The following is a 23,201-nucleotide window of genomic DNA, read 5'->3' on the forward strand; positions in this document are numbered from 1 at the left end:
CATGGCGACTATTCATGATGTCGCGGCGCTGGCTGGAGTATCGGTCAGCTCTGTGTCGAATGTTATGAACAAGCGGACCTCAAAGCTCAGCGCAAAAACCTTTGCGCGGGTGGAGCAGGCGATCAACCAGCTGGGTTACCGGCCCAACCGCATCGCTCGCCAGCTTAAAACCGGGCATACACCGATGCTGGGTTTACTGGTGCCCTCTACGGCCAACCCCATGTACGGTCAAATAGCGCTGGAAATTGAAAAGTCGGCGCAAAAGCTATTCGGTTATCGCTTGCTGCTGGGGAACACCCACCGTAACCCGAGCGAAGAAGCGGGGATGTTTCAGGACCTGCTCGCCTTTGGCATACGTTCGGTAATCGTGGTCTCTTCCATGGCCGATGAGGCGCATATGGAGGAGGCTGCATTGAACGGTTTGAGCGTGGTCAGCTTTGACCGCACCACGCCAGCTGAGTCGGGTTCGCTGATCGATCACATTGCCCCCGACAACTTTCGTGCAGGTTATTTGGCGGCTGATCACTTGCTGTCTTATGGCCACAGCCATCTGGTGTTTCTGGTGCCACGCGGCAGAACGGTGAGTCGAGCCGACAAGATCAATGGCTTCTTGCGGCGTATTCAAGACAGCACGGGTTGTGCGACTGCCGAGGTTATCGAAGGCTCTGTTGCGGAGTCGTTCGGTGACTCGGAGCTGGCAGAGCTGGGCGCGGCAATGGCTACACAGATTGCGCAGATGCAGCCCATGCCAACAGCCGTTGTCACCGTCAATGACATGCTGGCAATTGGGCTTTTGTCCGGGCTGCATCGGCTGGGCCTGCGCGTTCCTGAAGACATCTCCGTTGTAGGCATGGATGACTTGTCTATAGCCGCTTTCACCAAGCCAGGATTGACCACCGTCGCAATGCCATTGGCAGCAATGGCTGACGCCATGGTCCAGCGAGCGATCGGCAGGGTCTCTCAACCAGAAATGGTACCCGGCAGTTTCATCTTTCAACCCGCTTTGGTGGAGCGTCACTCCGTGGCCGCGCCTGCCCGTAAATAAAGGTCTTGAGTATCATTATGACAAAGATATTGTTGAGTCACTCCCCGGTAAATCGGGCTAATTTTTACGGAGACCGAGCGCTTAAAGAACTCCAGCAAATGGGTGAGGTCGTACTCAATCCACATGATGAAGTCTTGTCGCTGGAGCAACTCGCCGAGTTGGCGCAAGGCTGCCAGATCATAGTTTCCAGCCGTGAAGCGCCTGCACCTGCGGCGTTATTCGAGCAGCTCCCTGAGTTGCTTGCGGTCTGCCGTGTTGCGGTCGATATCCGTTCGATTGATGTCGAGGCGGCGAGTCGGCATGGCGTGTTGGTTACCCGCGCAACGCCGGGTTTTGATACCTCTGTCAGTGAGTGGATCATCGGCGTAATGATCGACCTAAGCCGGGGGATTACCCGCGCCGCTGCTGCTTTCTGGCAAGGTCAGTCGCCCGAAGCCCTGATGGGACGTGAGTTGCGCGGATCAGTGTTGGGTATCGTCGGCTATGGCTGTATCGGCCGCAAATTGGCCGCTGTGGCCAAGGCGCTGGGCATGCGCGTGCTGGTCAATGACCCGCACGTTGACGTGGGAGACGTAAACATAAAGCAGGTGTCTTTCGAGCAGCTTCTCAGCGCGTCTGATTACGTTGCATGTCTGGCCCCGGCGTTGGCGCAAACCCACAATCTTTTCAATGCGCGTGCTTTTGCAGCGATGCAGCCACATGCCTTCTTCATCAATGCTGCGCGTGGTGAGTTGGTCGATGAAGAGGCGCTGCTTGGCGCGCTCAATAATGCACAAATCGCAGGCTGCGGATTGGATGTCGGGCTGGCCTCGGTGCAAATGCCAAGCCCGCAATTGGCTGCCCATCCCCGGGTCATCGCAACTCCACATGTCGGCGGTTTAACCCCGCCCGCCAGTGAACACCAAGCCATGGATACCGTGCGGCAAGTGCGCGCAATACTGGCTGGAGTCATGCCCGAAGGCGCTGTAAACCCTGCTTGTGCAAGCCGTGCTGTAGCTGCTTTTGGCCTGCAGGCACTACCGGAGAAGGCGCTGAACAATGACTGAAAAAGCAAACACTCTTCCGGCCAATGCCTGTGACTGTCATGTGCACCTCTATGATCCGGTGCGATTCCCGGTAGCGGCTGTTGTCCCTTCGGCGACCTGGAGCGATTTGCAATCCATGCATCAGGCGCTGGGCATACAGCACACAGTTCTGGTTCAGCCGTTGGCCTATCGGTTTGACAACAGCTGCCTGCTTGATGGATTACAACAAGCAGGCGAGCACGCCAGAGGCATTGCCGTGATTGCAGCTGACAGTTCTGATGAGCTATTGGCAGACCTGCATTTGCATGGTGTCCGCGGGGTGCGATTGATGATGGTTCCAGGCTCAGAAGGCGTGTTGGGCTGGGAGGATTTAGAAACGCTCTCGGCGCGGATTGCTGAGCTTGGCTGGGTCATTAACTTGCAGTTGGATGGTCGTGAGCTGCCAGCGTTTGAGTCACGACTTTCAGCTTTGCCAAGCAGGCTGAGCATTGATCACACCGGAAAATTTCTTGAGCCCGTTGCACTCGACTCAAGTGCATTCAAAAGCTTGCGGCGTTTGATGGATACCGGTAACACCTGGGTCAAGGTTTCAGCCCCTTATGAAACCTCGAAGCAGGGCGGCCCGCTGTACCCTGACGTCAGCATTCTTGCCAGTACATTGGTGGAGCACTACACCGAGCGCTGCTTATGGGCGAGCAACTGGCCCCACCCAGGCCAATCACCCGCGCCTCAAGACCAAAAGTTGCTGGAGTTGCTAAGCTATTGGGCGCCCAGCAAAAGTGTCAGGGAGCAGATATTGGTGAGCAATCCGCTAAAGCTTTATGGGTTCTAGTGAAACAGCCAGGCCAAGCGGTATTTAGGGATAGGGCGAAAGGTTATAACTAGCCCAGAAACAACAAAGCCTCGTCGATGACGAGGCTTTGTTTTGAAAAATCTGGAGCGGGCGAAGGGAATCGAACCCTCGTTATCAGCTTGGGAAGCTGGAGTAATGCCATTATACGACGCCCGCTTTTTGCGGGAGTCTTTGTACCAGAACTCGGCCGCGAAAAGAAGCCCGCACCTCGAGTAAATATGATTTACCGGATGCGGGGTGATCGTTTTGGCATGGGTTATACAGCCATTGCGGCGTGTTGCATGTCCATTTGCGGGTAGTGCAGGCGCTCGACGGGGCGGGTGCTTTGCAGGAATCCGAATATGGCATCACGGGTTTGCTCGCAAGCGCTTTTGTGTTCCATGTCGAGGAAGTGTCCGGCATTTTCGATGGTGGCAAAGCGGCAGTCCGGCAGGTATTCGCCAAACAGGCGTGCGTCATGCGCGGTGGTGTATTCGTCATTCTCGCCATTGATGAACAGCAGCGGGATGTCGATACGGGCCAGGTAAGGCATCTGGCAATTGGATTCCATGCGCATCACTTGTTTGATGTGCGCGTGCATTTGCCGGTATTCGTGTTCATGCAGGCTGCTGACGTGGCGATAGTTATAGCGTTTGAACAGCGATGGCAGGAATTTTCCGATGGTGCTGTTGACCAGCTCGCCAATGTTTTCGCGGTCTGTCGCTTCGAGGAAAGTCAGGCCACGGTTCATGTAGTCGAGCATGGGCTCGTTGAGAACGGGCGAGAAAGAACTGATCACCGCTTGTTCAATACGTGCAGGGCGTTTGGCCAGTGCCAGCAAAGCCGCAACGCTGCCCCACGAGAACGACATCAGGAAGTTGGCCTTAAAGTGCTCAATCAGTTCGAGCAGGATGTTGGCTTCATCATCCTTGCTGATCAGGTGGTCGTAGTCGTTGTGCTGGCGCGAGCGGCCGGCGTAGGGCAGGTCGAACAGCACAACGTTGAATTGTGGTTGCAGGGTTTTTACCGTTTGCGCGAATGAGGCCGTGGTAGCCATAGACCCATTGACCAGGATGATGGTCTTGCGGGCTAGGGGGCTGGCATAAAACTCCGTGTGGACTTTGTAGATCCCATTTACGTCGACGACAGCGATGGCTGGCTTCATGTCGTTTCCTCCTGGCGCAATTTAGGCAAGGTCTACGGCAAGGCCGATAAACCGGGCAAAGTAGGACAGTTAGGAAAGCGCCTGGACATGACAAACGAATGTCAGGCTGATGATTTTATAATTATTTATTTTTCAATCAGTTAGGGTCGAAAAAGAGCAATCCCTCCACGCCTGTAATATGGCTGGAGTGACGTCTTGAACCGGGCAGGAACCACATTTAGCGCAGAGCGCTAGCAACCAAGAGAACGCTTAGATGGTCTTCGTGACTGGTTAGTCACATCGAGACCTTATGATTCGATTTAAGCAGCACGACCGTTATGGCGCAAGCGCTAATTTAGCTGCGATGTTGCCGTTTATCGGTGGATGAGCGTCTAGCCCTGAATCTCCGGTTCGGCAAAGCTTGCAACCTCAGCAGCGGACAATTGGCGATACTGCCCAGGCGCCAGGTTGGGATCGAGTTCGACGCTGCCGATGTGCGTGCGATGCAGGCCGATGACCTTGTTCTGGAAGTGGCCGAACATGCGCTTGACCTGATGATAACGGCCTTCATGCAGGCTCAGTCGGGCGCGACGCGGGGCGAGTATTTCCAGCTTGGCCGGAAGCGTGGTGAGGTCCTCGAACGCGAAGTACAGGCCGCGGGCAAAGGTCTCGATGTATTCGGGCTCAATGTCGTTTTCGGTTTCAACCAGGTAGACCTTAGCCTTGCGGCTGCCCGGGTTGGTGACGTGCCGCGACCATTGTCCATCGTTGGTAATCAGCAGCAGGCCGCTGGTGTTGAGGTCGAGCCGTCCGGCAAGGTGCAACTCATCCTTCGCCGGTTCATCAAGCAGGTCGATCACGGTGCGATGCGCTTCATGATGGGTGGCGCTGACAACGCCAACGGGTTTGTGCAGCATGAAGTAACGTGCAGGTTTGCCTGCTTGCACGAGCACATCATCCAGTTCGACGCGGTTGAATATTCTCACCTCAGAGCGTCCGTCGCGGCAGCAGTTGCCATCAACACGCACGCGACCACCGGCGATCATTTGGCGAACGGTCTGGCGATTCAAGTGCGCTAGATTGCTGAGGATTCGGTCGAGACGCATGGCTAGCGCTTTGGCTCGGACGTAGCCGGTTCAGGCTCGATCGGCAAGGCCATGGCGCAGCGTGGGCAAATGCAGCTGCGGTCGATGCCGGCAGGAATCTGCTCGAGAATGCGCGGGTCGATCCTCCTGGCAAAACACCAGCATGACTCTACCGCGACGGTGGATTCCGCTTGCGCGCATTGGTTGAGCTGGCCGCAGAGCGGGCAGATGTTTTGGGCGTTGGTCATGGCTGCAATGTCTGGCGTTCGGTTGCCGGTATTGCAGCAGTATAAAGCGGTTCGGGATTTGCCTGGGTGACTCTCTGCAGCGAGGGGCCTGAACGAGTCATGCGCTGGCTGAAGCATTGCTACCGGAAATTGGCTTTCCGACGGTGTGCATGTGGGTGGCGGCTGCACAGGGCACCTTTACCCGGCGTGAGAGTCAATATGCTATCGCCAGCCTTCGCTGGTTTGTTGTGCGTCGAGGCGCTTATGTCTTACAAATCCATGCTTATTGCGTTGTTGGGATTGTCTATGAGTGGCTGCGCCATTTACGACCAAGGTTATTACTTCGACGACGCCTATTATTCTGAGCGCTATTACTCGGGCCCCGGTTATCCGGTCTATGTGCAGCCGCGCGGCTATTACTATAACGATTACCGCTACTACAGGTACCCGAACCATCCGCGCCCGCCGCATCACGGTGGTCACTACAACGTTGGCTCACATCACGGCTCGCATCATGATGATGGCCATCACCAAGGCGGCAACCATCAGGGTGGCAATCATCAAGGTGGCAATCATCAGGGGCATCAGCAGGGCGGTCGCGACAAAGGCAAGCGTGAGTATCGGCAGAGCCGTCAACAGCATCAGCCGTCGCGCTCGGCCAGTCAGGGCTCGCGCCAGCGTATGCAGCAACAGTTGATCCAGTCCAATGGCAGCGCCAATCGGGCGCGCAGCAGACGCTGATTGGGCTGGCGGGCTTCGCAGCTTGTCAGAGTTCTACTGGCGATTTAAATTGCTTAAAAACAATAAGGAATCGCCATGCATTTACTGTCTTTCTGTAAAGGCGCACTTGCCATGTTCTGGTTAGTGGCGCTGCTCAACGTGCTGTATCCCTTTGCCGAGCCTTTGGGGCGCTGGTGTAACTGGCTGGCGTTGATTTTGCTGCTGGCGCATCTGGCTGAGGTGGCGCTGTTTCATAAACAGATCATGGCTCGCCCGAAGCCGTGGCTCGGGCGTATTCAGGTTTTGCTGTTTGGCGTGCTGCATATTCAGTCGCAACCCAAACTCAAGCCGCTTTAGTCGAGCGGTTCGACGTCGCTCATCAGCATCAGGCTGCGGGCGACCGCCACGGCGATAAACATAACCCCGACTACAGCTTCCGCGCCCGCAAGCAAACGGGCGGCAGGGGCGAGTGCCTGTATGTCGCCGTAACCCACTGTGGTTAGCGTGACCAGGCTGTAGTAGACGAAATCGTGCAGTTGCAGCGGGCCATGTGCGCTGGCGAAGGCATTGCTAAATATCCCGTTGATGACATGAAAGGCCGCTGCAAATGCGAGGGCCAGCGCCAGATACAGGGCGAGTAAACCGTAGAGCAGTTCGCTGGTAACCGGGCGTTCGTGAATCACCCGGTTGAACAGGGCGTAAACCACCAGCAGGAAAAAGGCGATCAGGCCGAAGCCGTCACTGAGCGGGGCGGGCAGATCGATTAGTTTCTCCAGAAGCACCAGGCCCATATTGGCGATGCCCAGCATGACCGCAATGCTGAGCATCACGCCTTTGTGGCGCAGGGTGTTCATGGAGGCGACGATCAAAAACGCCAGCGCGGTCCATTGCAGCCAGAGAGGCGGGTGCGGCCAGCCAAAGACGATGGTCAACAGTACGCAACTGGCAAACAACAAACGAAAGCGATAGCGCAGCAAGTAAGCGGAGGTCACGGCCAATTCCCTGGGCAAAAACTCCAGTTTGGCAGCCATGACTTGCCGCTGTCGATCCTGCAAAACGTCGCAATCGCTGACGCCCGTTTTTGGTTTTAGAACAGTCGGATTAAAGATCAGCCAGCGGGTGAGGGCCGTCCCAAGCGGGTGCAAGGTGCGCCTCCACGATGTCCGTGGAAATAGCGGATACATCCTTCCAGTGCCAGTTGGGCGACTGGTCCTTGTCGATCAGCCGGGCGCGAACGCCTTCGGCAAACTCCGGGTATTTGCAGCAGTTAAGGCTCATGGCGTACTCCATGCGAAACACGTCGGCAATTGACATCGAACGCGCCCGCTCGATTTGCTGCCAGACCAAATGCGCAGTCAGCGGGCAGCCAGCCGTGAGTGTTTTCGCTGCCTTTGCCAGCAGCGGGTCGCTGTCATCCTGCAGGGCGCTTAATGCCTGCCATGCGGCGGGCAAGTCAGCCTGATCGAGCACGGCGTCTATCCGGGCGCGGCGTGGTAACCATTGGGCTTGCGGTTGTTCACTCTGCGCTTGGTTTTCCAGCGACTTGAGCAAGCTGTTGAGTTGCGCGGGGGCGTGTTCCTGCCAGTTGATCTGCACCAGGCCTTCGAGCAATTCGCTTTGCTGGCTGTCCAGCAGGCAGCGATCCGCAAGGCCCAGATCGAGCGCGTCGCGGGCGTTGATTCCGCTGGCGGTCATACCGAGAAACAACCCCAATTTGCCCGGTAACCGCGACAAGAACCAGCTGCCACCGACATCCGGGTACAGGCCGATATTGATCTCTGGCATGCCGAGGCGGCTCGATGGCGTGACGATACGAATGGCTGCACCTTGCATCAGGCCCATACCGCCGCCCAGCACATGGCCGTGAGCCCAGCAAATAAAAGGTTTCGGGTAAGTATGAATGCGGTGGTCGAGGCGGTATTCGTCAGCGAAAAAGCGCCGCGCCAGGGGCGGAACTTCGCCGGGATGTTCCAGGCAGTTTTTAACCAGTTGCACCACATCGCCGCCGGCGCAGAAGGCTTTTGGTCCGTTCCCGCGCAGCACCACACAGGCAATTTGCGGATCATCCGCCCAAGCCTTGAGTTGCGCATCCAGCGCCTCGATCATCGGCAGGCTCAGCGCGTTGAGGCTCTTCTCGGCGTCCAGGCTGGCGATGCCAATTTGAAAACCATGCAGGCTCGGGCGTTGTTCGAAGGTTACGTTCATAAGTCTCTCGTTCAACGGAGAACCGTTGCGCAGCGCCCATAGCATTCGGGCTGCTGCGCGTTGGCTGATCCGGTCTTGATTAAATTGTCGGTGATCCGTGCGGGCGTTGACGGCTTAGCGATTACGCCATTTGGGCTCGCGTTTCTCCAGGAATGCATTAACCCCTTCGCGGGTGTCGTCGGCATCGAACAGGCTGACAAAACGCTCGCGCTCAGCCGGCAACCAGCTATTGGGTGCACGATCGCGCGCGCCCTGAATCAGCGGTTTAATGGTGCGCACAGCCACCGGACTTTGCCGGGCCACTTTGGCCGCCAGCAGCAACGCATGGCCGCGAGCCTCGCCCGTGTCGACTACTTGCTCGACCAATCCGATGCGTAACGCGGTATCGGCATCCAGACGCTCGCCGCAAAGAATCATGCGCTTTGCCCAGCCTTCTCCGACCAGCCAGGACAACGCCTGGGTACCGCCAGCACAAGGCAGCAGGCCCACTGCGGCTTCAGGGAGTGCCATTACTGCCTGCCGCTCGGCAATGCGAATATCGCAGGCCAGTGCACATTCAAGCCCGCCGCCCATGGCGAAACCGTTGATGGCTGCAATCGAAACTCCGCGGAAGTCGCGCAGGGCCTCGAAGGCGTCGCCAAAACGGCTGGCCATCTCGCGGGCTCTGGCGCGGTCGCCGTCGGCAAACAAGTTGAGGTCGGCTCCGGCCGAGAAGAACTTGCCACCTTGCCCGGTGATCACCAGCGCATACACATCATCGTCGCGATTGAGGTGTTCGATGATTTGTTTCAGACCGATCAGCGAATCATGATCCCAGGTGTTGGCAGGCGGATGATTGATGGTGATCAGGGCCGTGTGGCCGTGCTTCTCTACAGTGAGTTTGTGGGTCAGGTCGAAAACCCCAGGGTTGTAAGGTTCTACTGCAGTCGTCATATGCATCCTCACTTTTGCGTGTTAGCCGCGCCAGCCATTGACGGCTTGGCGCAGCCTTCCTTGATCCGACGGGGAGCTGGGCCGGTCATCCGGCAGCCAAATCAACCCGGTCGCGGCAGCGCCGAACGCTGGCGTTTCAACCTATAAGATAACCCCAGAGTCGTTGCAGTTGCAGTCCGGTATGGCAATTGGCTGCAAGCAAGTGGCGCAGGCCCCTAGATACGGGCGATGGTGGCCAGACCGGTGGCGACTATTTTCTCCTGGCCGTTGTGCAGCGCGAACACATCGGCACGAGTGACCACCTGACGTTGGCCGGCCTTGATGACATCACTGCGGCAGATGAGTGTTTCACCGATGGCCGGCGCGAGGAAGTTGACCTTGTATTCGCTGGTGACGACATCGCCGACCACCGACGCCGCTGCCCATGCGCAGGCGCTGTCGATCATGAAACCGACAACCGCGCCGTGGGCAAAGCCGTGGTGCTGAGTCAGGTCCGGACGGATGGCCACTTGCATCTCGATCTGGCCGGGGGCGAAGTGAGTCAGGTTGAAGCCGATCAGTTGCGCGAACGGTGAAATCTGCAGGGCTTGCTCAAGTTGTTCGCGGGTCAGCGAGGTTGGCGAGTTCATGGCGATGACTCCGGGTGGTGTCATTCGAGTGTTCGCCCAGCGTGGTTGTCCGGCAACTACTATGGCGCCAGTTGATAGTCGCTCATCAGTTGCTGCCTTGACTTGCAGCGGCCGCTTCACTAGCGTGCCTGCTCTGTTTAGCGCCCCGAGATACCTGCATGACTGATAACGACCGCATTTCCCTTGAAGCTGGCTGGAAGGCCGCGCTGCGTGAAGAATTCGCCAAGCCTTATATGCAGCAATTGAGCGAGTTTTTGCGGGCAGAGAAGGCGGCAGGCAAAGAGATTTATCCGCCACGCGAGCTGATCTTCAGTGCGCTGAACAGCACACCGCTGGCGTCGGTCAAAGTGGTGATCATCGGTCAGGACCCGTATCACGGGCCGGGTCAGGCACACGGCATGTGCTTCTCGGTGCAGCCGGGTGTTGCCGTGCCGCCGTCCTTGTTGAATATCTACAAGGAGCTCAAGCGTGACCTCAATATCGACCTTGCCACGCATGGCTACTTGCAGCATTGGGCCGAGCAAGGCGTGTTGCTGCTAAACACCTCGCTGACTGTAGAGCGCGGTATTGCCGGCTCGCATGCGAAAAAGGGCTGGCAGCACTTCACCGATAAAATCATCAGTGTGGTCAGCGAACAACCGACCCCGGTGGTGTTTCTACTCTGGGGCGCGCATGCACAAAGCAAGGAAAGCCTGATTGATCCCACCCGCCACCTGGTCCTGAAGTCCGTTCACCCATCGCCGCTCTCGGCGTACCGCGGCTTTATTGGTAACGGCCATTTCAGCCGCACCAATAAAGAACTGATCAGCCTGGGGCGCGAGCCAATCGACTGGAAATTACCCAGCGCGGTCTAGCTGACGACTCTGGCGCATACAAGCTGCGCCAACTCGTGCCGTAAATCGCGCAGGCGCTCGGTAAAACGCTGCTTCTGTTGTGCGTCGGCACTGAGCAGCACATCGCTGATCAACTCGGCGAATGCCTGTTGCGCCTCAGGATACGCCTTGCGGTATTCAGCATCGTAGAAGTCTTCGGGGGCTTGCAGCAGGTGCGTTATGCGCGGGGTAAACTCTGCGGTATGACGCATCGCCAGGCTCTGCTCCATTTGCGCCTGCCAGAGCAAGCGGTTATTCATCCACAAGCTGTTTTGCTCGCCCAGCGCTGCGGACCAGCGATTAACGCGCTGTAGCTGGGTTTCATTGACCGAGCCGAGCCACGTTTCCAGCCGGTCTGCCATGCGCTCGGCACGCTCTTCTATCTGCACGGCCAGGCTTGGATCGACGAACTTCTTCCGGTAATCGTTATTTTTCTCCGTCAGTTCTTCGGAGAGATGCGCTACTTGCTCGTCGGTCAGCGTTTTTAGCAGGTCGACAGAGGTTGGCGTGATCTGCTTGCCGATCCGCTTAATCGCATCACCAACCATGACAAATTGCGCGGTGAGCTTGCGCGGGCTCGGGTTGGGTTCATTGACCAAACTCTGCGTGTGCTGCAGCCAGTCGAGATAGCGCGGTATCTCAGTGCTGCAGTGCCAGTTGAGATTGTCCTCAATGCGTGGCTCCAGCCATTGCTGCTGGTGCGCGTTGAGATCAAGCAGGCCATTGAGGCGCCAGCTGATCAGCCAGTCCAGTTTGCCGTAGGTAAAACCCACAGCGCTGCATCCGCCCAGCACAATACAGAAGGCGGTGAGTATGAGCATGCTCTTGAGGTTTAACAGGCGTAGCGGCTTCATCCATTTTGCCTCGACGTGTTTGAGTACAAAGCATAAGACAGATAAAGCAGGCAGTGGGCTAGCTGGAAATATTGATTAACCATATTTCTGCCCAACCGCCTTTCAGACCGGCTCGCAAGCGCTCCAGCCCGCTTCGTTGCACACAATAAGTAACGGCCTACATTCAGCAAGGCATTAGTTCAGTAGATTTCACGGCTCATCCGCGCCTCTGCATTTAGCGCGCGGGACCACCTCGTGGATGAAGGAACATCGGATGTTCAACTCGACCAAACAGTCCAGTTTTAGCCTGACAATACCGACGCTGTCGCATGACCTGCAGGTTCTCGCATTCACGGGGGACGAGGCGATCAGTACGCCTTATGCATTTGAGGTTGAGCTCGTCAGCGAGACCCCGAATCTGGATCTTGAAAGCCTGCTGCACAAACAGGCGTTTCTGGCGTTCGATGAACTGGGCGCGGGAGTCCACGGGCAAATTTATCGTGTTGCCCAAGCCGATCCCGGCAAGCGGCTGACGCGATATAGCATCACGCTTGTTCCGCAGTTGACGTATCTGGAGCTGCGACGTAACCAGCGTATTTTTCAACAACTGGCTGCACCGGAAATTATTGCCCGGATTCTTCAGGAACATGGGATTCAGAGCGACGCCTATCAATTTCACTTAGGCACTGAATGCCCGGCGCGTGAGTATTGCGTGCAGTACAACGAGTCTGATCTGCACTTTATTCAGCGTCTGTGTGAGGAAGAAGGGCTGCATTACCATTTTCAGCACTCACAGAGCGCGCATTTGCTGGTTTTTGGTGACGATCAGACCAGCTTTCCCAAGTTGGGCAAACCTTCAGCCTATGTGCAGAGCAATGGCATGGTCGCCGATGTACCGGTGATCAAGCGATTTGGCATGCGCTTGCAGGCACGCTCAAACCATACGACCCGCAATGATTATGATTTTGAGAAACCCAGCCTCAACCTGCTGAGTGACTACCGTGCTCCGGGAGTTGTGGATCAGCCTTACCTTGAGGATTATGCCTATCCGGGCCACTTCAAATTGCGCCGGCGTGGCACTCAAATCAGTCAGCGTGCGCATGAAAGCCACATTGCCGACTATCGGTTAGCCGAAGGATTGGGTGATGAGGCAGCGCTGGTTTCGGGGCATTTTCTCAGCCTGGTCAATCACCCTCAGGAAGAGTGGAATGATCTTTGGTTGCTGACCGGCATTCGTCATGAAGGCAAGCAGCCGCAGGTGCTTGAGGAGGGCGTGACCAGCGATACCAGTGAGAATATTGACGACTTCAACCAAGGCTACCGCAATCAGTTCTATGCCACTCCCTGGCATGTTATTTATCGCCCACCTGCACGGCATCCCAAACCTCGGCTGTTAGGCAGCCAGACCGCACGGGTCACAGGCCCTGCCGGTGAGGAGATTCATTGTGATCAGTATGGTCGGGTCAAGGTGCAGTTTCACTGGGACCGCGACGGTCAGGGTGATGATCAGGCTAGTTACTGGCTGCGCGTTGCTTCTGGCTGGGCCGGCAGTGCGCAGGGCAGTGTGGTTATTCCCCGAGTCGGCATGGAGGTGTTGGTCACGTTTCTTGAGGGAGACCCGGACCAACCGTGATTAGTGGGTGCCTTGCCAACAGCGCTAACCCCGTTCCGTACCCGCTGCCTGCCAATAAAACCCGAAGTGTCTTTCGCAGTCGCAGTTCCCCGGCCAGTCGTGGCTTCAATGAACTGCACCTTGAAGACCGCACCGGTCAGGAGCTGATCTATCTCCGCGCCCAGCGCGATATGGAACAGAACATCGAGAACGACAGCCGGCTTGAGGTCGGCAACGAACGTCATGAAATTATCAAAGGACACAGCATTTCAGTGTTGCAAGCGCAAGAGCAGCGCACAGTCACGGGAGACCGCAAGGTTCAGCTGCAAGCGGGTGATCACCTAAATGTAGCGAGTAGCAGCCACACCCGGGTTGGGCAAACGCTCGTGGCCGAAGCTGGACAAGAAGTTCACCTGAAGGCAGGTGCCAATATTATTCTCGATGCGGGTGCCAGTATTACCTTGAAGGCTGGCGGGCAGCACATTGTTATCGGGCCTGGGGGGATTTTTAGTAGCACTGAAATTCAACTGGGCGGCGCTCCCATCGGCGGAGCTGCGGCTAATCCATTATTGCCGGGTGCGTTACAAACACTGGTCGAGCCCGAAGAACTCCCGCCGCTCATTGCGCCGACCCAGGGCGCGTTAATGGCCACGGCAAAAGCTCAGGCAGCGGATTTTTGCCCGTTATGTGAGGCCTGTAAAAATGGCCTGTGTGAACCGGCATGAGCGCCGCAATGCCAGGCCTCAATCCACGCGCATGGATGAAGCAGCAGCGCCAGCAAGGCAGTAATGTTCACCTCATTCTTGATCCAGTTGATGAGCCCACGACGCTGCAGTCCCTGTTGATGAAAAGTGTACCTACACAATACTGCAGACTTTACCGGGAAACGGCGGCTGAGGGATTAGCCAGCAGTGGCCCGTACTTGTTTTTGATCGTGAATGAAGACGATGGCCTGATCGAAGATCTGCTGGACAATCCGCAGCGCAATTGGGGGTGGTTAGCGAGCATCGAGCCAACTCAACTGGATCGCTTTGCAGCGCATCTGCGTGCGCGTTTGCTGGTTGGCAGCCGGCCAGCTCAGGCGCTTTACCGTATGCATGATAATCGCGTGCTCGGTCGCGCCCTGGGCCAGATTCCGTTGTCTGAGTGCCCGGCTTATTTGGGCGAGGCGGCGAGTGTTTGTTATTGGCAAGGCAATGACTGGGCCACCTTTGATAACCCAGCGCCGGGTGCCTATAAACTGCCCAAGGAGCCTTCTTGGCTGAACCTTGGCAGCCCGCATAACAGCCAGCAAATACGTGAGCTTAACGCTCACCAGTATCTGCTGGCAGAGCACCTTGTACGCTACGTTGAGCTCGCAGAGCAGCAAGACCCACAAGTTTGGTTGCGTACTCAGTTGAGTACTGCTGAACGCTGGGGGTGGCAGAGCGCCGAGCAACTCGAATTTTTGCTGACCCGGGCATTGAGTCTGCCTGCACTCGGAGAAATGGCTAACTGGGCAGCCAAACCAGGTGAGAGCCCTGAGAATCATTTTGAGCGTGTCTACCAGACCTGGCAGTTCTGGCAGTCAGATTTACCTGTATGAACAACTATTTAAGTAGTGCTGCCGTATTCGCATACATCGCGCTAAGTGCTGCTTGTTCCGCGGATAGTTCAGACACGTTTACCTTCACCGCCGATTTGCCGCCTGACTTCAGGTATGTGGCAGCGGTTTACTACGTTCCCGCCAAGGGCGAAACCTGTCGGGTTGCGACCAAGGATAACTTGGCTCCGGTATTCAATAACCATTGGCGCACCGAGTACGAGCCTGATGCAAAAATTGCCATTCATCGCACGCGCAATGGCTGCCCTTTGGTTGTGAGCAAGATCAAGCTTGAGATCAAAGTTGCCTATGGTAAGGACTGGGGAGATATCAGCAGTGATAACGCCAGCGTACTGATCCGTTCCGAGCTGGAAGATCGCTTTGTCGAGCGTTTCGACTCTGCCGGTGTAAGCACCTTTTATGGGCAGTGCCAGTGGCGTTTTCGAACGGTAGGTTTAAATCGTCGCATCGTAAAACTACTCATGTGTAAAGACACCGATGCCAAAGGAAAGTTAGAGCGCTATCAGCCTTCGGCCGCTTATACGCTCGATCAGTTACCGGGCAAAACCGTGAAGATGCAAATCAAGCTGGCAGCAGAAGAGCTGCCCGCGATTGGAGACACCTGGGTCAAGGTGCCCAACGGTTGGAAGCGTTGCATGGGCAAGAGTTTCGAGGATCAGTACGCATTTTGTTTTGGCAATCACAAGGATTTCAGTGGTTTTCAAATGCCAGGCGGACAGAAGTGCTCCATTTACCCAGGTTGTACGGAATAAGGATATTTCGACATGACACGCACCGCATTACGGATGGCATTTGCAACTTGCATTGCCCTAACGGCGGCTTGTTCCGCGGATAGTTCCGACACGTTTACCTTCACCGCCGATTTGCCACCTGAGTTCGCTTATAAAGCCATTGCGATTTACGTACCGGCTGATGGCGAAACCTGTACGGTGCCTGGCGGTAAAAATACCCAAGTGCCCCATAACTATCATTGGCGCACTGAGTACAAACCCGACTCAAAAATAGCCCTGCACCGCACGGTGAGTGGCTGTCCTTTGGTTGTTCGCAAAGTCAGGATCGAAATCTTGTCACGCTACGGTGAAGACCGTGGCGATTTTGGCAGCGATAACGCCAGCGTACTGATTCGTTCGGAGTTGGAAGACCGCTTTATCGAGCGTTTCGATTCTGCCGGTGTGAGTACTTTTTATGGGCAGTGCCAGTGGCGTTTTCGAACAGCTGGGAAGCCTCGAATACTTCGCAAACTACTCATGTGTAAAGACACCGATGCACAAGGGAAGCTGGAGCGCTATCAGCCTTCGGCAGCCTATACGCTCGATCAGTTACCGGGCAAAACCGTGAAGGTGCAAATCAAGCTGGCGGCAGAAGAGCTGCCCGCGATTGGAGACACGTGGGTTAAGGTGCCCAACGGCTGGAAGCGCTGCATGGGCGAAGGATTCGAAGACCAGGATGCTTATTGCTTCGGGAATCACAAGGACTTCAGTGGTTTTCAAATGCCGGACGGACAGAAATGCACTATTTACCCAGGTTGTACGGAATAAGGATATTTCGACATGACACGCATCGCATCGCGTATGGCATTAGCAACTTGCATTGCCTTAACGGCGGCTTGTTCCGCGGATAGTTCCGACACGTTTACCTTTACCGCCGATTTACCGCCCGACTTCAGGTATGTGGCAGCGGTTTACTACGTTCCCGCCAAGGGCGAGACCTGTCGTGTTGCGACCAAGGATAACTTGGCTCCGGTCTTCAATAATCATTGGCGCACCGAGTACGAGCCTGATGCAAAAATTGCCATTCATCGCACGCGCGATGGCTGCCCTTTGGTGGTGAGTAAGATCAAGCTTGAGATCAAAGTTGCCTATGGTAAGGACTGGGGAGATATCAGCAGTGATAACGCCAGCGTACTGATTCGTTCTGAACTGGAAGATCGCTTTATCGAGCGTTTCGATTCCGCCGGTGTGAGCACCTTCTATGGGCAGTGCCAGTGGCGTTTTCGAACGGTAGGTTTAAATCGTCGTATCGTAAAACTACTCATGTGTAAGGACACCGATGCGCAAGGGAATTTGGAGCGCTATCAGCCTTCGGCAGCCTATACGCTCGATCAATTGCCGGGCAAAACCGTGAAGATGCAAATCAAGCTGGCGGCAGAAGAGCTGCCCGCGATTGGAGACACGTGGGTCAAGGTGCCCAACGGTTGGAAGCGCTGCATGGGAGAAGGATTCGAAGACCAGGATGCTTATTGCTTCGGGAATCACAAGGATTTTAGTGGTTTTCAAATGCCAGACGGACAGAAATGCACTATTTACCCAGGTTGTACGGAATAAGGATATTTCGACATGACACGCATCGCATCGCGTATGGCATTAGCGACTTGCATTACCTTGACTGTGGCTTGTTCCGCGGATAGTTCCGACACGTTTACCTTCACCGCCGATTTACCACCTGATTTTGCTTATAAGGCCATTGCGATTTACGTACCGGCGGATGGCGAAACGTGCACGGTGCCCGGCGGTAAAAATACACAGGTTCCATACAACCTTCATTGGCGCACTGAGTACGAGCCTGATTCGAAAATAGCCCTGCACCGCACGGTGAGTGGCTGTCCTTTGGTTGTTCGTAAAGTCAGGATTGAAATCAGCTCTGCCTATGGCAAGGACTGGGGAGATATCAGCAGTGATAACGCCAGCGTACTGATTCGTTCCGAACTGGAAGATCGCTTTATCGAGCGTTTCGATTCCGCCGGTGTGAGCACCTTCTATGGGCAGTGCCAATGGCGTTTTCGAACGGTAGGTTTAAATCGTCGCATCGTGAAACTACTCATGTGTAAGGACACCGACGAACAAGGGAAGTTAGAGCGCTATCAGCCTTCGGCCGCTTATACGCTCGATCAGTTGCCGGGCAAAACCGTGAAGATGCAAATCAAGCTGGCAGCAGAAGAGCTGCCCGCATTCAAGGATCGGTGGGTAAAAGTGCCCAACGGCTGGAAGCGCTGTATGGGTAAGAATTTTGAAGATCAGCATGCCTTCTGTTATGGGAACTACAAGGACTTCAGTGGTTTTCAGATGCCAGACGGGCAGAAGTGCACCATTTACCCAGGCTGTACGGAATAAGGATATTTCGACATGAAAACTATTGAAGAAGAATTAACGTCTCCACTTAACAATCGTGTTCTGGCGTGCCCGGCACTGGGCAAATGGACAAGCTTTCAGTTAGTCGATGAAATCGGTTCCGGCGAGCCATACGCCGGGCTTGCCTATGAAGTGATTGATACTCAGGGAATAAGTTACACCGGTAAGTTGGATGCTACTGGCAAGGGTAAGATTGTTAATCATTGTGCAGGTCCAATTGCGCTTATTCTTGCCGATGACTATCGAGGTAGTGACTCGACGTATTCCACTATACAAACGCGACTGCATTACCCTTTAAAGATTACCGAGCTGCAGGTTCGCGCGGAGCAAACGCGCTATGTCAATGACGATGGCTCGCGTACAAGCAGCAATCCGGCTCAGGCCAGTGCCGATGCGTTTTATCAGGTAGAGGTTCGACACCTCGTCGAGCATGTGTCGCATCTGCCACCCGAGGTCGAGGGCAATTATCCGCCTAGCGTTGGCGCAGCCCGACTGATGCGCGAGCACGGTAAACGTGGGGTGTGCCTGTTATCTGATCAGAGCAGTGTGCTGGAGGTTCGGCCACTGCGGGCGTTGCGGCCTTTGCTCTCAAGCAGCCCCGAGTTTTGCGCGCTTAATCTGTATCAGATGGCCCTGATGGCCACGCTAAGCTATTGCCCGTTTGGTCAGGATCCGGACGAACAGCCAGTGACTACGCCTGCTGTGTCTTATCCGGATCAGCCGAGTATGGGCAACTGGTTTGGTGACGAACTGGCTAAGCACAAGGAAATTTGGCGGGTGGATGCCAATCAAGCTGATGCCTATTTTCCACTATATGAACAAGTAGCATATTCACAGCGCTTGGAAATAGTACCGTTTGACCCTGTGCTTTACGCCGACAATGATCCGGCGCTGGGCGAAGATCAGGAAAACCCGGCGAACATTCACTTCCTGGATGACACCAAATTGTCGGAAGAAAGCACCGATACCCAGGCATTTATCACCCACAATGATGAAATAATCCTTATCGCCATTCGGGGTACCAGCGACTTTCCCGACGATGCGTTGCGTGATGCGGATGCCTATCAGGTTCCCTTTGCTGAAGGCGTGGGTCAGGCTCACCGCGGGTTTTATGAGGCCGCGCAAAAAGCCGCTGTTTTTGTCATTGCTTACCTCGATAAGTTCTTCGCTGGCCAGAAACTGTTGATCTGTGGTCATAGCCTCGGTGGCGCCAATGCGTTGCTATTGGCTGAAATGCTCAGGCGTCGACAAGGCTTTACCTACGACATCCAACTCTACACCTACGGAGCCCCACGAGCTGCAGACTCCGATTTCGTGGCAGGAGCTGCTGAGTTGGTTCACTACCGGATGGTCAATCACAACGACCCCGTGCCAAGTGTCCCCGCGCCCTGGATGGACACTAAAACAAGCGTTATTGTTGTGGGTGGAATTATCACCTTCATCAATGTTCCCGCTGGGCTGACCGTGCTGGCACTGGGTGTCAGCAATTTGAGTGGCGCTGCCTATGACCATCACGGTCAATTGCGCCACTTTATGCCGGTGCAGTTTTCGGCCAATGAAAAGTCGTCGATTTTATGGACGCCGGGCTGTGACACGATAGCCCAGCATGCGGCGTGCAGCGTGGCGTTGCAGCAGAAGAATGGTTTGCCAGATCGGCCCGGCTTCGCTCGGCAACTATTCAGCGCTGCCGATCATTCAATGGTCGGCAGTTATATTCCCAACTGCTGGGCTTCACTACGCCGCTGGCAAGAGGCGCAAACCTTTGGGCGCTCTCTGGTTACAGATCGCGAGCTTGAGTGGGTTGATAACGCGCTGGTCAATATCACCCTGCAATTGCGTGAGGCTCGCAAGGAAATGATCATGCGGCCCGATATGTCGATGCAGCCCAATGATCCCCGTCAGCAGGCGCTGAGCCACGAGATTGACCTGATCAAAGTCAGCCGCGAACGGCTGACAACCTTGCACGCAAAGCGTGTGAGTCCGGCGGATGTTTATGGCGCGATGTCTACTCAGCCGGAGCCGCTGGCAAACAGCCTTGCACGATGGAACAGCCATGCAGAGAACCTGGTGGCCGAACAATTGGCCATGGCCCCGGCGCCTGCTGATAGTCGTGAGTACGTATCACTTCTTTCAGACCGTCGCATCGGCGATCCCTATATACTGGATATCGACTCGATTATTTAACCGCGTGAAGACCGGGTAATAATGCAGGCACTTATCGGACGGCTTGAGCGTGCCAGATAAGTGCCTGCGTTTTTTGTTCAGTGGCGCTTGGTAATCAACTACTGGACGCTGAGCGCTTTTGCCAAACCCGAAACAGCGGTTCGGCCAGGAACATCACCAGAAACAAGCGCAACACTTGCAGGGCGGTGACCAGTGCGACCGACAGTTGCAGCGCTTCGGCGGTGAGGCAGAGTTCGGTAATGCCGCCCGGCATCATGCCCAGCATCAGCGAGACAGAGTCCTGTCCGGCAATCCAGCCCAAGCCTGTGGCAAGCCCGGCGGCGGTGAGCATCGCCAGCACGGTGAAGAGGATAATGCGGGCGAGAAACGCCGGGGCGCTGCGAAAGAACGCGCGGTCGAAGTGACAACCCAATGCGCAGCCGATCAGCCATTGGCCAACCTGACCAAGACCATGTGGCAAGCCGATGTGCAAGTCGAAGCTGACGCTGGCGACAGCGCACACGGTTAGCGGGCCGAGCATCCACGGATTGGGCTGCTTCAGCTTGCCCCACACCCAAGCCAGTGCCGCTCCTGCGGGTAGCAGGATGGCCAGCCAGAAAGCGTCTGCCGGTGCAGGTGGCGGGCGCGGTGTATCCGGCAAGCTCCAGGTAAACAGGGCGGGAACGATCAGCACGACCATTAGCAGGCGCAGGCTATGTGCCGCCGCCACACGGGCGATTTCGGCGTTGTGACGCTGCGCCAGATTAACCATTTCGCTGGCGCCGCCCGGCATGCTGGCGAAGAAGGCAGTGGCGCGATCTACGCCGCTGCGCATCAGTACCGCGATGCCGATCAGGCTGAGGAGCAGGGTGCCGATTGCACCGGCGAGGATGATAGGGAAGTGAGCCAGCAGTTGGCTCATGACTTCACTGGTGAAGTGCAGGCCGATGGCGCTGGCGACAATCCATTGGCCGGTTTTACGGCCGCCCGGCACTTCGCGAATGTGCCAGCCGCTGCAGCGCACCAGAATCACCGCCAGCAGCGGGCCAATAATCCACGGTAAAGGCCAGCCGATGAGGCTGGCCAGATACCCGCCGATCAGTCCGATCAGCGGGGTTGCCCACCAGAAACGCCAGTGGTTGTCAGGCATTGGCCACTTGGGTCTTGTTGCGCGCGCGCCACCAGCGGATGCCCGGCAGCGCCAGCATCAGTACCACCAGTGCCCACAACGCCAGTGTGATCGGGCTCGACCACAGAATGTTGAGGTCGCCCGCCGAGATCGACAGTGCGCGGCGCAGGTTGTCTTCCATCAACTCGCCCAACACGAAGCCGAGAATCACCGCCGAGAGGGGGAAGTCGAGCTTGCGCAGGATGTAGCCGAACACGCCGAGCACGATCATCAGTACCAGATCGAATGTGGTGCTGTGAACCGCGTACACGCCGACCATGCTGATTACGGTAATGGCCGGAACCAGAACCCAGTTGGGTACGCTGAGCATGCGCGAGAACAGGCCAACCAGCGGAATGTTCATCACCAGCAAAATCACGTTACCGATGAACAGCGAAGCGATCAGACCCCAGACCACATCCGGCTGCTGTTCGAACAGCAACGGGCCGGGCGTGATGTTGTAGAGGGTGAGGGCGCCGATCATTACCGCCGTGGTGCCCGAACCCGGTACGCCGAGTGTCAGCATCGGAATCAGCGAGCCGCACGCCGAAGCGTTGTTAGCGGCTTCTGGAGCTGCCAAACCACGCAGGTCACCTTCACCGAATTTGCCCTTCGGGCCGGCCATGCGCTTTTCGGTCATGTAGGTCATGGCGCTGGCAATGGTCGCGCCGGCACCTGGCAATGTACCGATGACAAAGCCTGCAACCGAGCTGCGAATCATGGTCCAGAAGGTTTCGCAGAACTCTTTGAAGTTGAACAGCAAACGGCCGCTGGCCTTCACCGCTTTTTGGCCGCTGTGGGTTTTTTCCAGCATCAGCAGTACTTCACTGACGCTGAAGAAACCGATAACCACGATGACGAATTGAATGCCGTCAGACAGGCTGACGCTGCCAAAGGTGAAGCGATAAACCCCGGTGGTCGAGTCGACACCGACGGTGGCAAGTGCCAAGCCAATCAGTGCGGCCATCAGGGTTTTAACCGGCTTGTCGCCGACCATTCCGCCGAGGCAGGCGATGGCAAAAATCATCAGCACAAAGTATTCGGCCGGGCCAAAGGCTACAGCCCACTTGGCCAGGATCGGCGCGAACAGCACCACACCGCAGGTGGCGATAATGCTGCCGACGAACGAGCTGACAGCCGACAGCGACAGGGCGATACCGGCCTTGCCCTGACGCGCCAGAGGATAGCCGTCCAGAGTGGTCATCACCGCAGCAGCGTCGCCTGGCACGTTGAGCAGAATGGCGGAAATACGGCCGCCGTATTCACAGCCCAGATACACCGCCGCCAGCAAGATCAGCGCCGTTTCTGGCGGCAGACCCAGGGCGAAAGCCAGTGGCAGCAACAGCGCCACGCCATTGATCGGGCCCAGGCCCGGCAGCAAGCCGACGACGGTGCCGACAAACGCACCAAACAGGGCAACCAGCAGGTTGACGGGACGCGTGGCAACGTCGAAGCCCTGCATCAAATAATTCAGCGTATCCATATCAGCTCTCCACGAACGCTTCTAAGACGCCGAGCGGCAAAGGCACGTCCAGCAGATAATCAAACAGCACGAATAACAGCACGCCCATCAGCACGGCGCTGATGATGCAAGGCACGAGTCGGCCAGTGAACAGCAGGCCCAGCGCAAATACCGCGAGTGCCGTGCTCAAAATGAAGCCCAGTGGTTCGAACGTTACGGCGTAGGCCAGCAACGCTACGACACACAGCACCGAGCGTTTAACGGTCGGTATGTGCAGCTGCTGCTCCATCAATCCCGGTTTGAATATCAACCAGAGCGAGCCGGCTCCCATCAACGCAAGCAGTAACAGGGGATAGGCGCGCGGGCCGACCGGGTCATAGGCGAAGGGAGCTTCAAAGCCCCACGCAACGAATGCGAGCCAGACACACAGCAACAGCCAGATCGCGGAGAACAGGCGAACATACATGGCAGATTTCTCTTGAAAACAAAGGTGGACGTGAATGCGTTCGGTGCCG

Annotated in this window: 23 protein-coding genes, 1 tRNA gene and 1 pseudogene; 13 read left to right on the plus strand and 12 right to left on the minus strand. The window is 56.3% G+C overall.

Features of this window, described 5'->3' with window-relative positions; genetic code table 11:
• The first annotated feature begins 1 nt into the window (after window position 1).
• Genes FEZ62_RS15195 through FEZ62_RS15205 form a run of 3 tightly spaced genes read left to right on the plus strand, consistent with a single transcriptional unit; the run spans window position 2 to window position 2,902 of the window.
• On the plus strand, window positions 2–1,045 hold the full coding sequence (locus FEZ62_RS15195; RefSeq protein WP_172928648.1) for a substrate-binding domain-containing protein: 1,044 nt from the start codon (window positions 2–4) through the stop codon (window positions 1,043–1,045).
• A gap of 17 nt (window positions 1,046–1,062) precedes the next feature.
• Entirely contained in the window at window positions 1,063–2,091 is a 1,029-nt protein-coding gene (locus FEZ62_RS15200) for an NAD(P)-dependent oxidoreductase (protein ID WP_172928650.1), read from the plus strand.
• The gene (locus FEZ62_RS15205) at window positions 2,084–2,902 is read left to right on the plus strand and encodes an amidohydrolase family protein (RefSeq protein WP_172928652.1); all 819 of its coding nucleotides are present in this window, start codon (window positions 2,084–2,086) and stop codon (window positions 2,900–2,902) included. The genes FEZ62_RS15200 and FEZ62_RS15205 overlap by 8 nt, the downstream gene beginning before the upstream one ends.
• A gap of 103 nt (window positions 2,903–3,005) precedes the next feature.
• Here the strand turns inward: FEZ62_RS15205 and FEZ62_RS15210 are convergent.
• From FEZ62_RS15210 to FEZ62_RS15225, 4 genes are all read right to left on the minus strand, one after another.
• A tRNA-Gly gene (locus tag FEZ62_RS15210) sits at window positions 3,006–3,079 on the minus strand.
• A 100-nt stretch (window positions 3,080–3,179) separates the two neighbouring features.
• Window positions 3,180–4,067: an alpha/beta hydrolase gene (locus FEZ62_RS15215; RefSeq protein WP_069899434.1), complete on the minus strand. Its 888-nt coding sequence runs from the start codon at window positions 4,065–4,067 to the stop codon at window positions 3,180–3,182.
• 371 nt (window positions 4,068–4,438) lie between these two features.
• Complete coding sequence (locus FEZ62_RS15220) at window positions 4,439–5,152, minus strand: pseudouridine synthase (protein WP_172928655.1); 714 nt, start codon at window positions 5,150–5,152, stop codon at window positions 4,439–4,441.
• Window positions 5,153–5,154: 2 nt separating this feature from the next.
• Window positions 5,155–5,379, minus strand: coding sequence for a cysteine-rich CWC family protein (locus FEZ62_RS15225; protein ID WP_172928657.1), 225 nt, complete (start codon window positions 5,377–5,379; stop codon window positions 5,155–5,157).
• Between the two features lie 243 nt (window positions 5,380–5,622).
• Here FEZ62_RS15225 and FEZ62_RS15230 point away from each other — a divergent pair, with 243 nt between their 5' ends.
• Together FEZ62_RS15230 and FEZ62_RS15235 are read left to right on the plus strand one after the other, a co-directional pair.
• A complete protein-coding gene (locus tag FEZ62_RS15230; RefSeq protein ID WP_172928659.1) occupies window positions 5,623–6,099 on the plus strand; it encodes a hypothetical protein in 477 nt (158 codons plus the stop codon).
• A 75-nt stretch (window positions 6,100–6,174) separates the two neighbouring features.
• Entirely contained in the window at window positions 6,175–6,435 is a 261-nt protein-coding gene (locus FEZ62_RS15235) for a DUF1145 domain-containing protein (RefSeq protein WP_090508796.1), read from the plus strand.
• Here the strand turns inward: FEZ62_RS15235 and FEZ62_RS15240 are convergent.
• The 4 genes from FEZ62_RS15240 to FEZ62_RS15255 form a co-directional block, all read right to left on the minus strand.
• Window positions 6,432–7,070: an ion channel gene (locus FEZ62_RS15240; RefSeq protein ID WP_172928660.1), complete on the minus strand. Its 639-nt coding sequence runs from the start codon at window positions 7,068–7,070 to the stop codon at window positions 6,432–6,434. The two genes, FEZ62_RS15235 and FEZ62_RS15240, sit on opposite strands and share 4 nt — an antisense overlap.
• 109 nt (window positions 7,071–7,179) lie before the next feature.
• Entirely contained in the window at window positions 7,180–8,283 is a 1,104-nt protein-coding gene (locus tag FEZ62_RS15245) for an enoyl-CoA hydratase/isomerase family protein (protein WP_172928662.1), read from the minus strand.
• Window positions 8,284–8,397: 114 nt separating this feature from the next.
• Window positions 8,398–9,216 (minus strand): enoyl-CoA hydratase, encoded by an 819-nt coding sequence (locus FEZ62_RS15250; protein ID WP_172928664.1) that lies wholly within the window; start codon window positions 9,214–9,216, stop codon window positions 8,398–8,400.
• A 215-nt stretch (window positions 9,217–9,431) separates the two neighbouring features.
• Window positions 9,432–9,845, minus strand: coding sequence for a PaaI family thioesterase (locus FEZ62_RS15255; protein WP_172928666.1), 414 nt, complete (start codon window positions 9,843–9,845; stop codon window positions 9,432–9,434).
• A 158-nt stretch (window positions 9,846–10,003) separates the two neighbouring features.
• Between FEZ62_RS15255 and ung the strand changes: the two genes are divergently transcribed.
• On the plus strand, window positions 10,004–10,699 hold the full coding sequence (gene ung / locus FEZ62_RS15260) for a uracil-DNA glycosylase (protein ID WP_069899425.1): 696 nt from the start codon (window positions 10,004–10,006) through the stop codon (window positions 10,697–10,699).
• On the opposite strand, the gene FEZ62_RS15265 is transcribed toward ung, so the two are convergent.
• Entirely contained in the window at window positions 10,696–11,571 is an 876-nt protein-coding gene (locus FEZ62_RS15265; RefSeq protein WP_172928669.1) for a DUF6279 family lipoprotein, read from the minus strand. The genes ung and FEZ62_RS15265 overlap by 4 nt on opposite strands.
• Before the next feature lie 253 nt (window positions 11,572–11,824).
• On the opposite strand from FEZ62_RS15265, the pseudogene tssI reads away from it, so the two are divergent.
• From tssI to FEZ62_RS15300, 7 genes and pseudogenes are all read left to right on the plus strand, one after another.
• Window positions 11,825–13,887: pseudogene (gene tssI / locus FEZ62_RS15270) on the plus strand (type VI secretion system tip protein TssI/VgrG).
• Window positions 13,884–14,747: a DUF4123 domain-containing protein gene (locus tag FEZ62_RS15275; RefSeq protein ID WP_242454960.1), complete on the plus strand. Its 864-nt coding sequence runs from the start codon at window positions 13,884–13,886 to the stop codon at window positions 14,745–14,747. The pseudogene tssI and the gene FEZ62_RS15275 overlap by 4 nt, the downstream one beginning before the upstream one ends.
• On the plus strand, window positions 14,744–15,517 hold the full coding sequence (locus FEZ62_RS15280; RefSeq protein ID WP_172928671.1) for a hypothetical protein: 774 nt from the start codon (window positions 14,744–14,746) through the stop codon (window positions 15,515–15,517). Before FEZ62_RS15275 ends, FEZ62_RS15280 begins: the two co-directional genes overlap by 4 nt.
• A gap of 12 nt (window positions 15,518–15,529) precedes the next feature.
• Window positions 15,530–16,303, plus strand: coding sequence for a hypothetical protein (locus FEZ62_RS15285; protein WP_172928673.1), 774 nt, complete (start codon window positions 15,530–15,532; stop codon window positions 16,301–16,303).
• A gap of 12 nt (window positions 16,304–16,315) precedes the next feature.
• Window positions 16,316–17,089, plus strand: a complete 774-nt coding sequence (locus tag FEZ62_RS15290; RefSeq protein ID WP_172928675.1) for a hypothetical protein — start codon at window positions 16,316–16,318, stop codon at window positions 17,087–17,089.
• A gap of 12 nt (window positions 17,090–17,101) precedes the next feature.
• Window positions 17,102–17,875, plus strand: coding sequence for a hypothetical protein (locus tag FEZ62_RS15295; RefSeq protein ID WP_172928676.1), 774 nt, complete (start codon window positions 17,102–17,104; stop codon window positions 17,873–17,875).
• Window positions 17,876–17,887: 12 nt separating this feature from the next.
• Complete coding sequence (locus FEZ62_RS15300; RefSeq protein ID WP_172928678.1) at window positions 17,888–20,077, plus strand: lipase family protein; 2,190 nt, start codon at window positions 17,888–17,890, stop codon at window positions 20,075–20,077.
• A gap of 94 nt (window positions 20,078–20,171) precedes the next feature.
• On the opposite strand, the gene FEZ62_RS15305 is transcribed toward FEZ62_RS15300, so the two are convergent.
• Genes FEZ62_RS15305 through FEZ62_RS15315 form a run of 3 tightly spaced genes read right to left on the minus strand, consistent with a single transcriptional unit; the run spans window position 20,172 to window position 23,152 of the window.
• Window positions 20,172–21,206, minus strand: a complete 1,035-nt coding sequence (locus FEZ62_RS15305) for an AbrB family transcriptional regulator (RefSeq protein ID WP_172928680.1) — start codon at window positions 21,204–21,206, stop codon at window positions 20,172–20,174.
• Complete coding sequence (locus FEZ62_RS15310) at window positions 21,199–22,707, minus strand: tripartite tricarboxylate transporter permease (protein WP_172928682.1); 1,509 nt, start codon at window positions 22,705–22,707, stop codon at window positions 21,199–21,201. Before FEZ62_RS15310 ends, FEZ62_RS15305 begins: the two co-directional genes overlap by 8 nt.
• 1 nt (window position 22,708) lies before the next feature.
• Window positions 22,709–23,152 (minus strand): tripartite tricarboxylate transporter TctB family protein, encoded by a 444-nt coding sequence (locus FEZ62_RS15315; RefSeq protein ID WP_069899416.1) that lies wholly within the window; start codon window positions 23,150–23,152, stop codon window positions 22,709–22,711.
• Window positions 23,153–23,201 lie beyond the last annotated feature (49 nt).

This window comes from Pseudomonas sp. MS19, assembly GCF_013277615.1.
In the GTDB taxonomy this organism is placed as follows: Bacteria; Pseudomonadota; Gammaproteobacteria; order Pseudomonadales; family Pseudomonadaceae; genus Aquipseudomonas; species Aquipseudomonas marincola.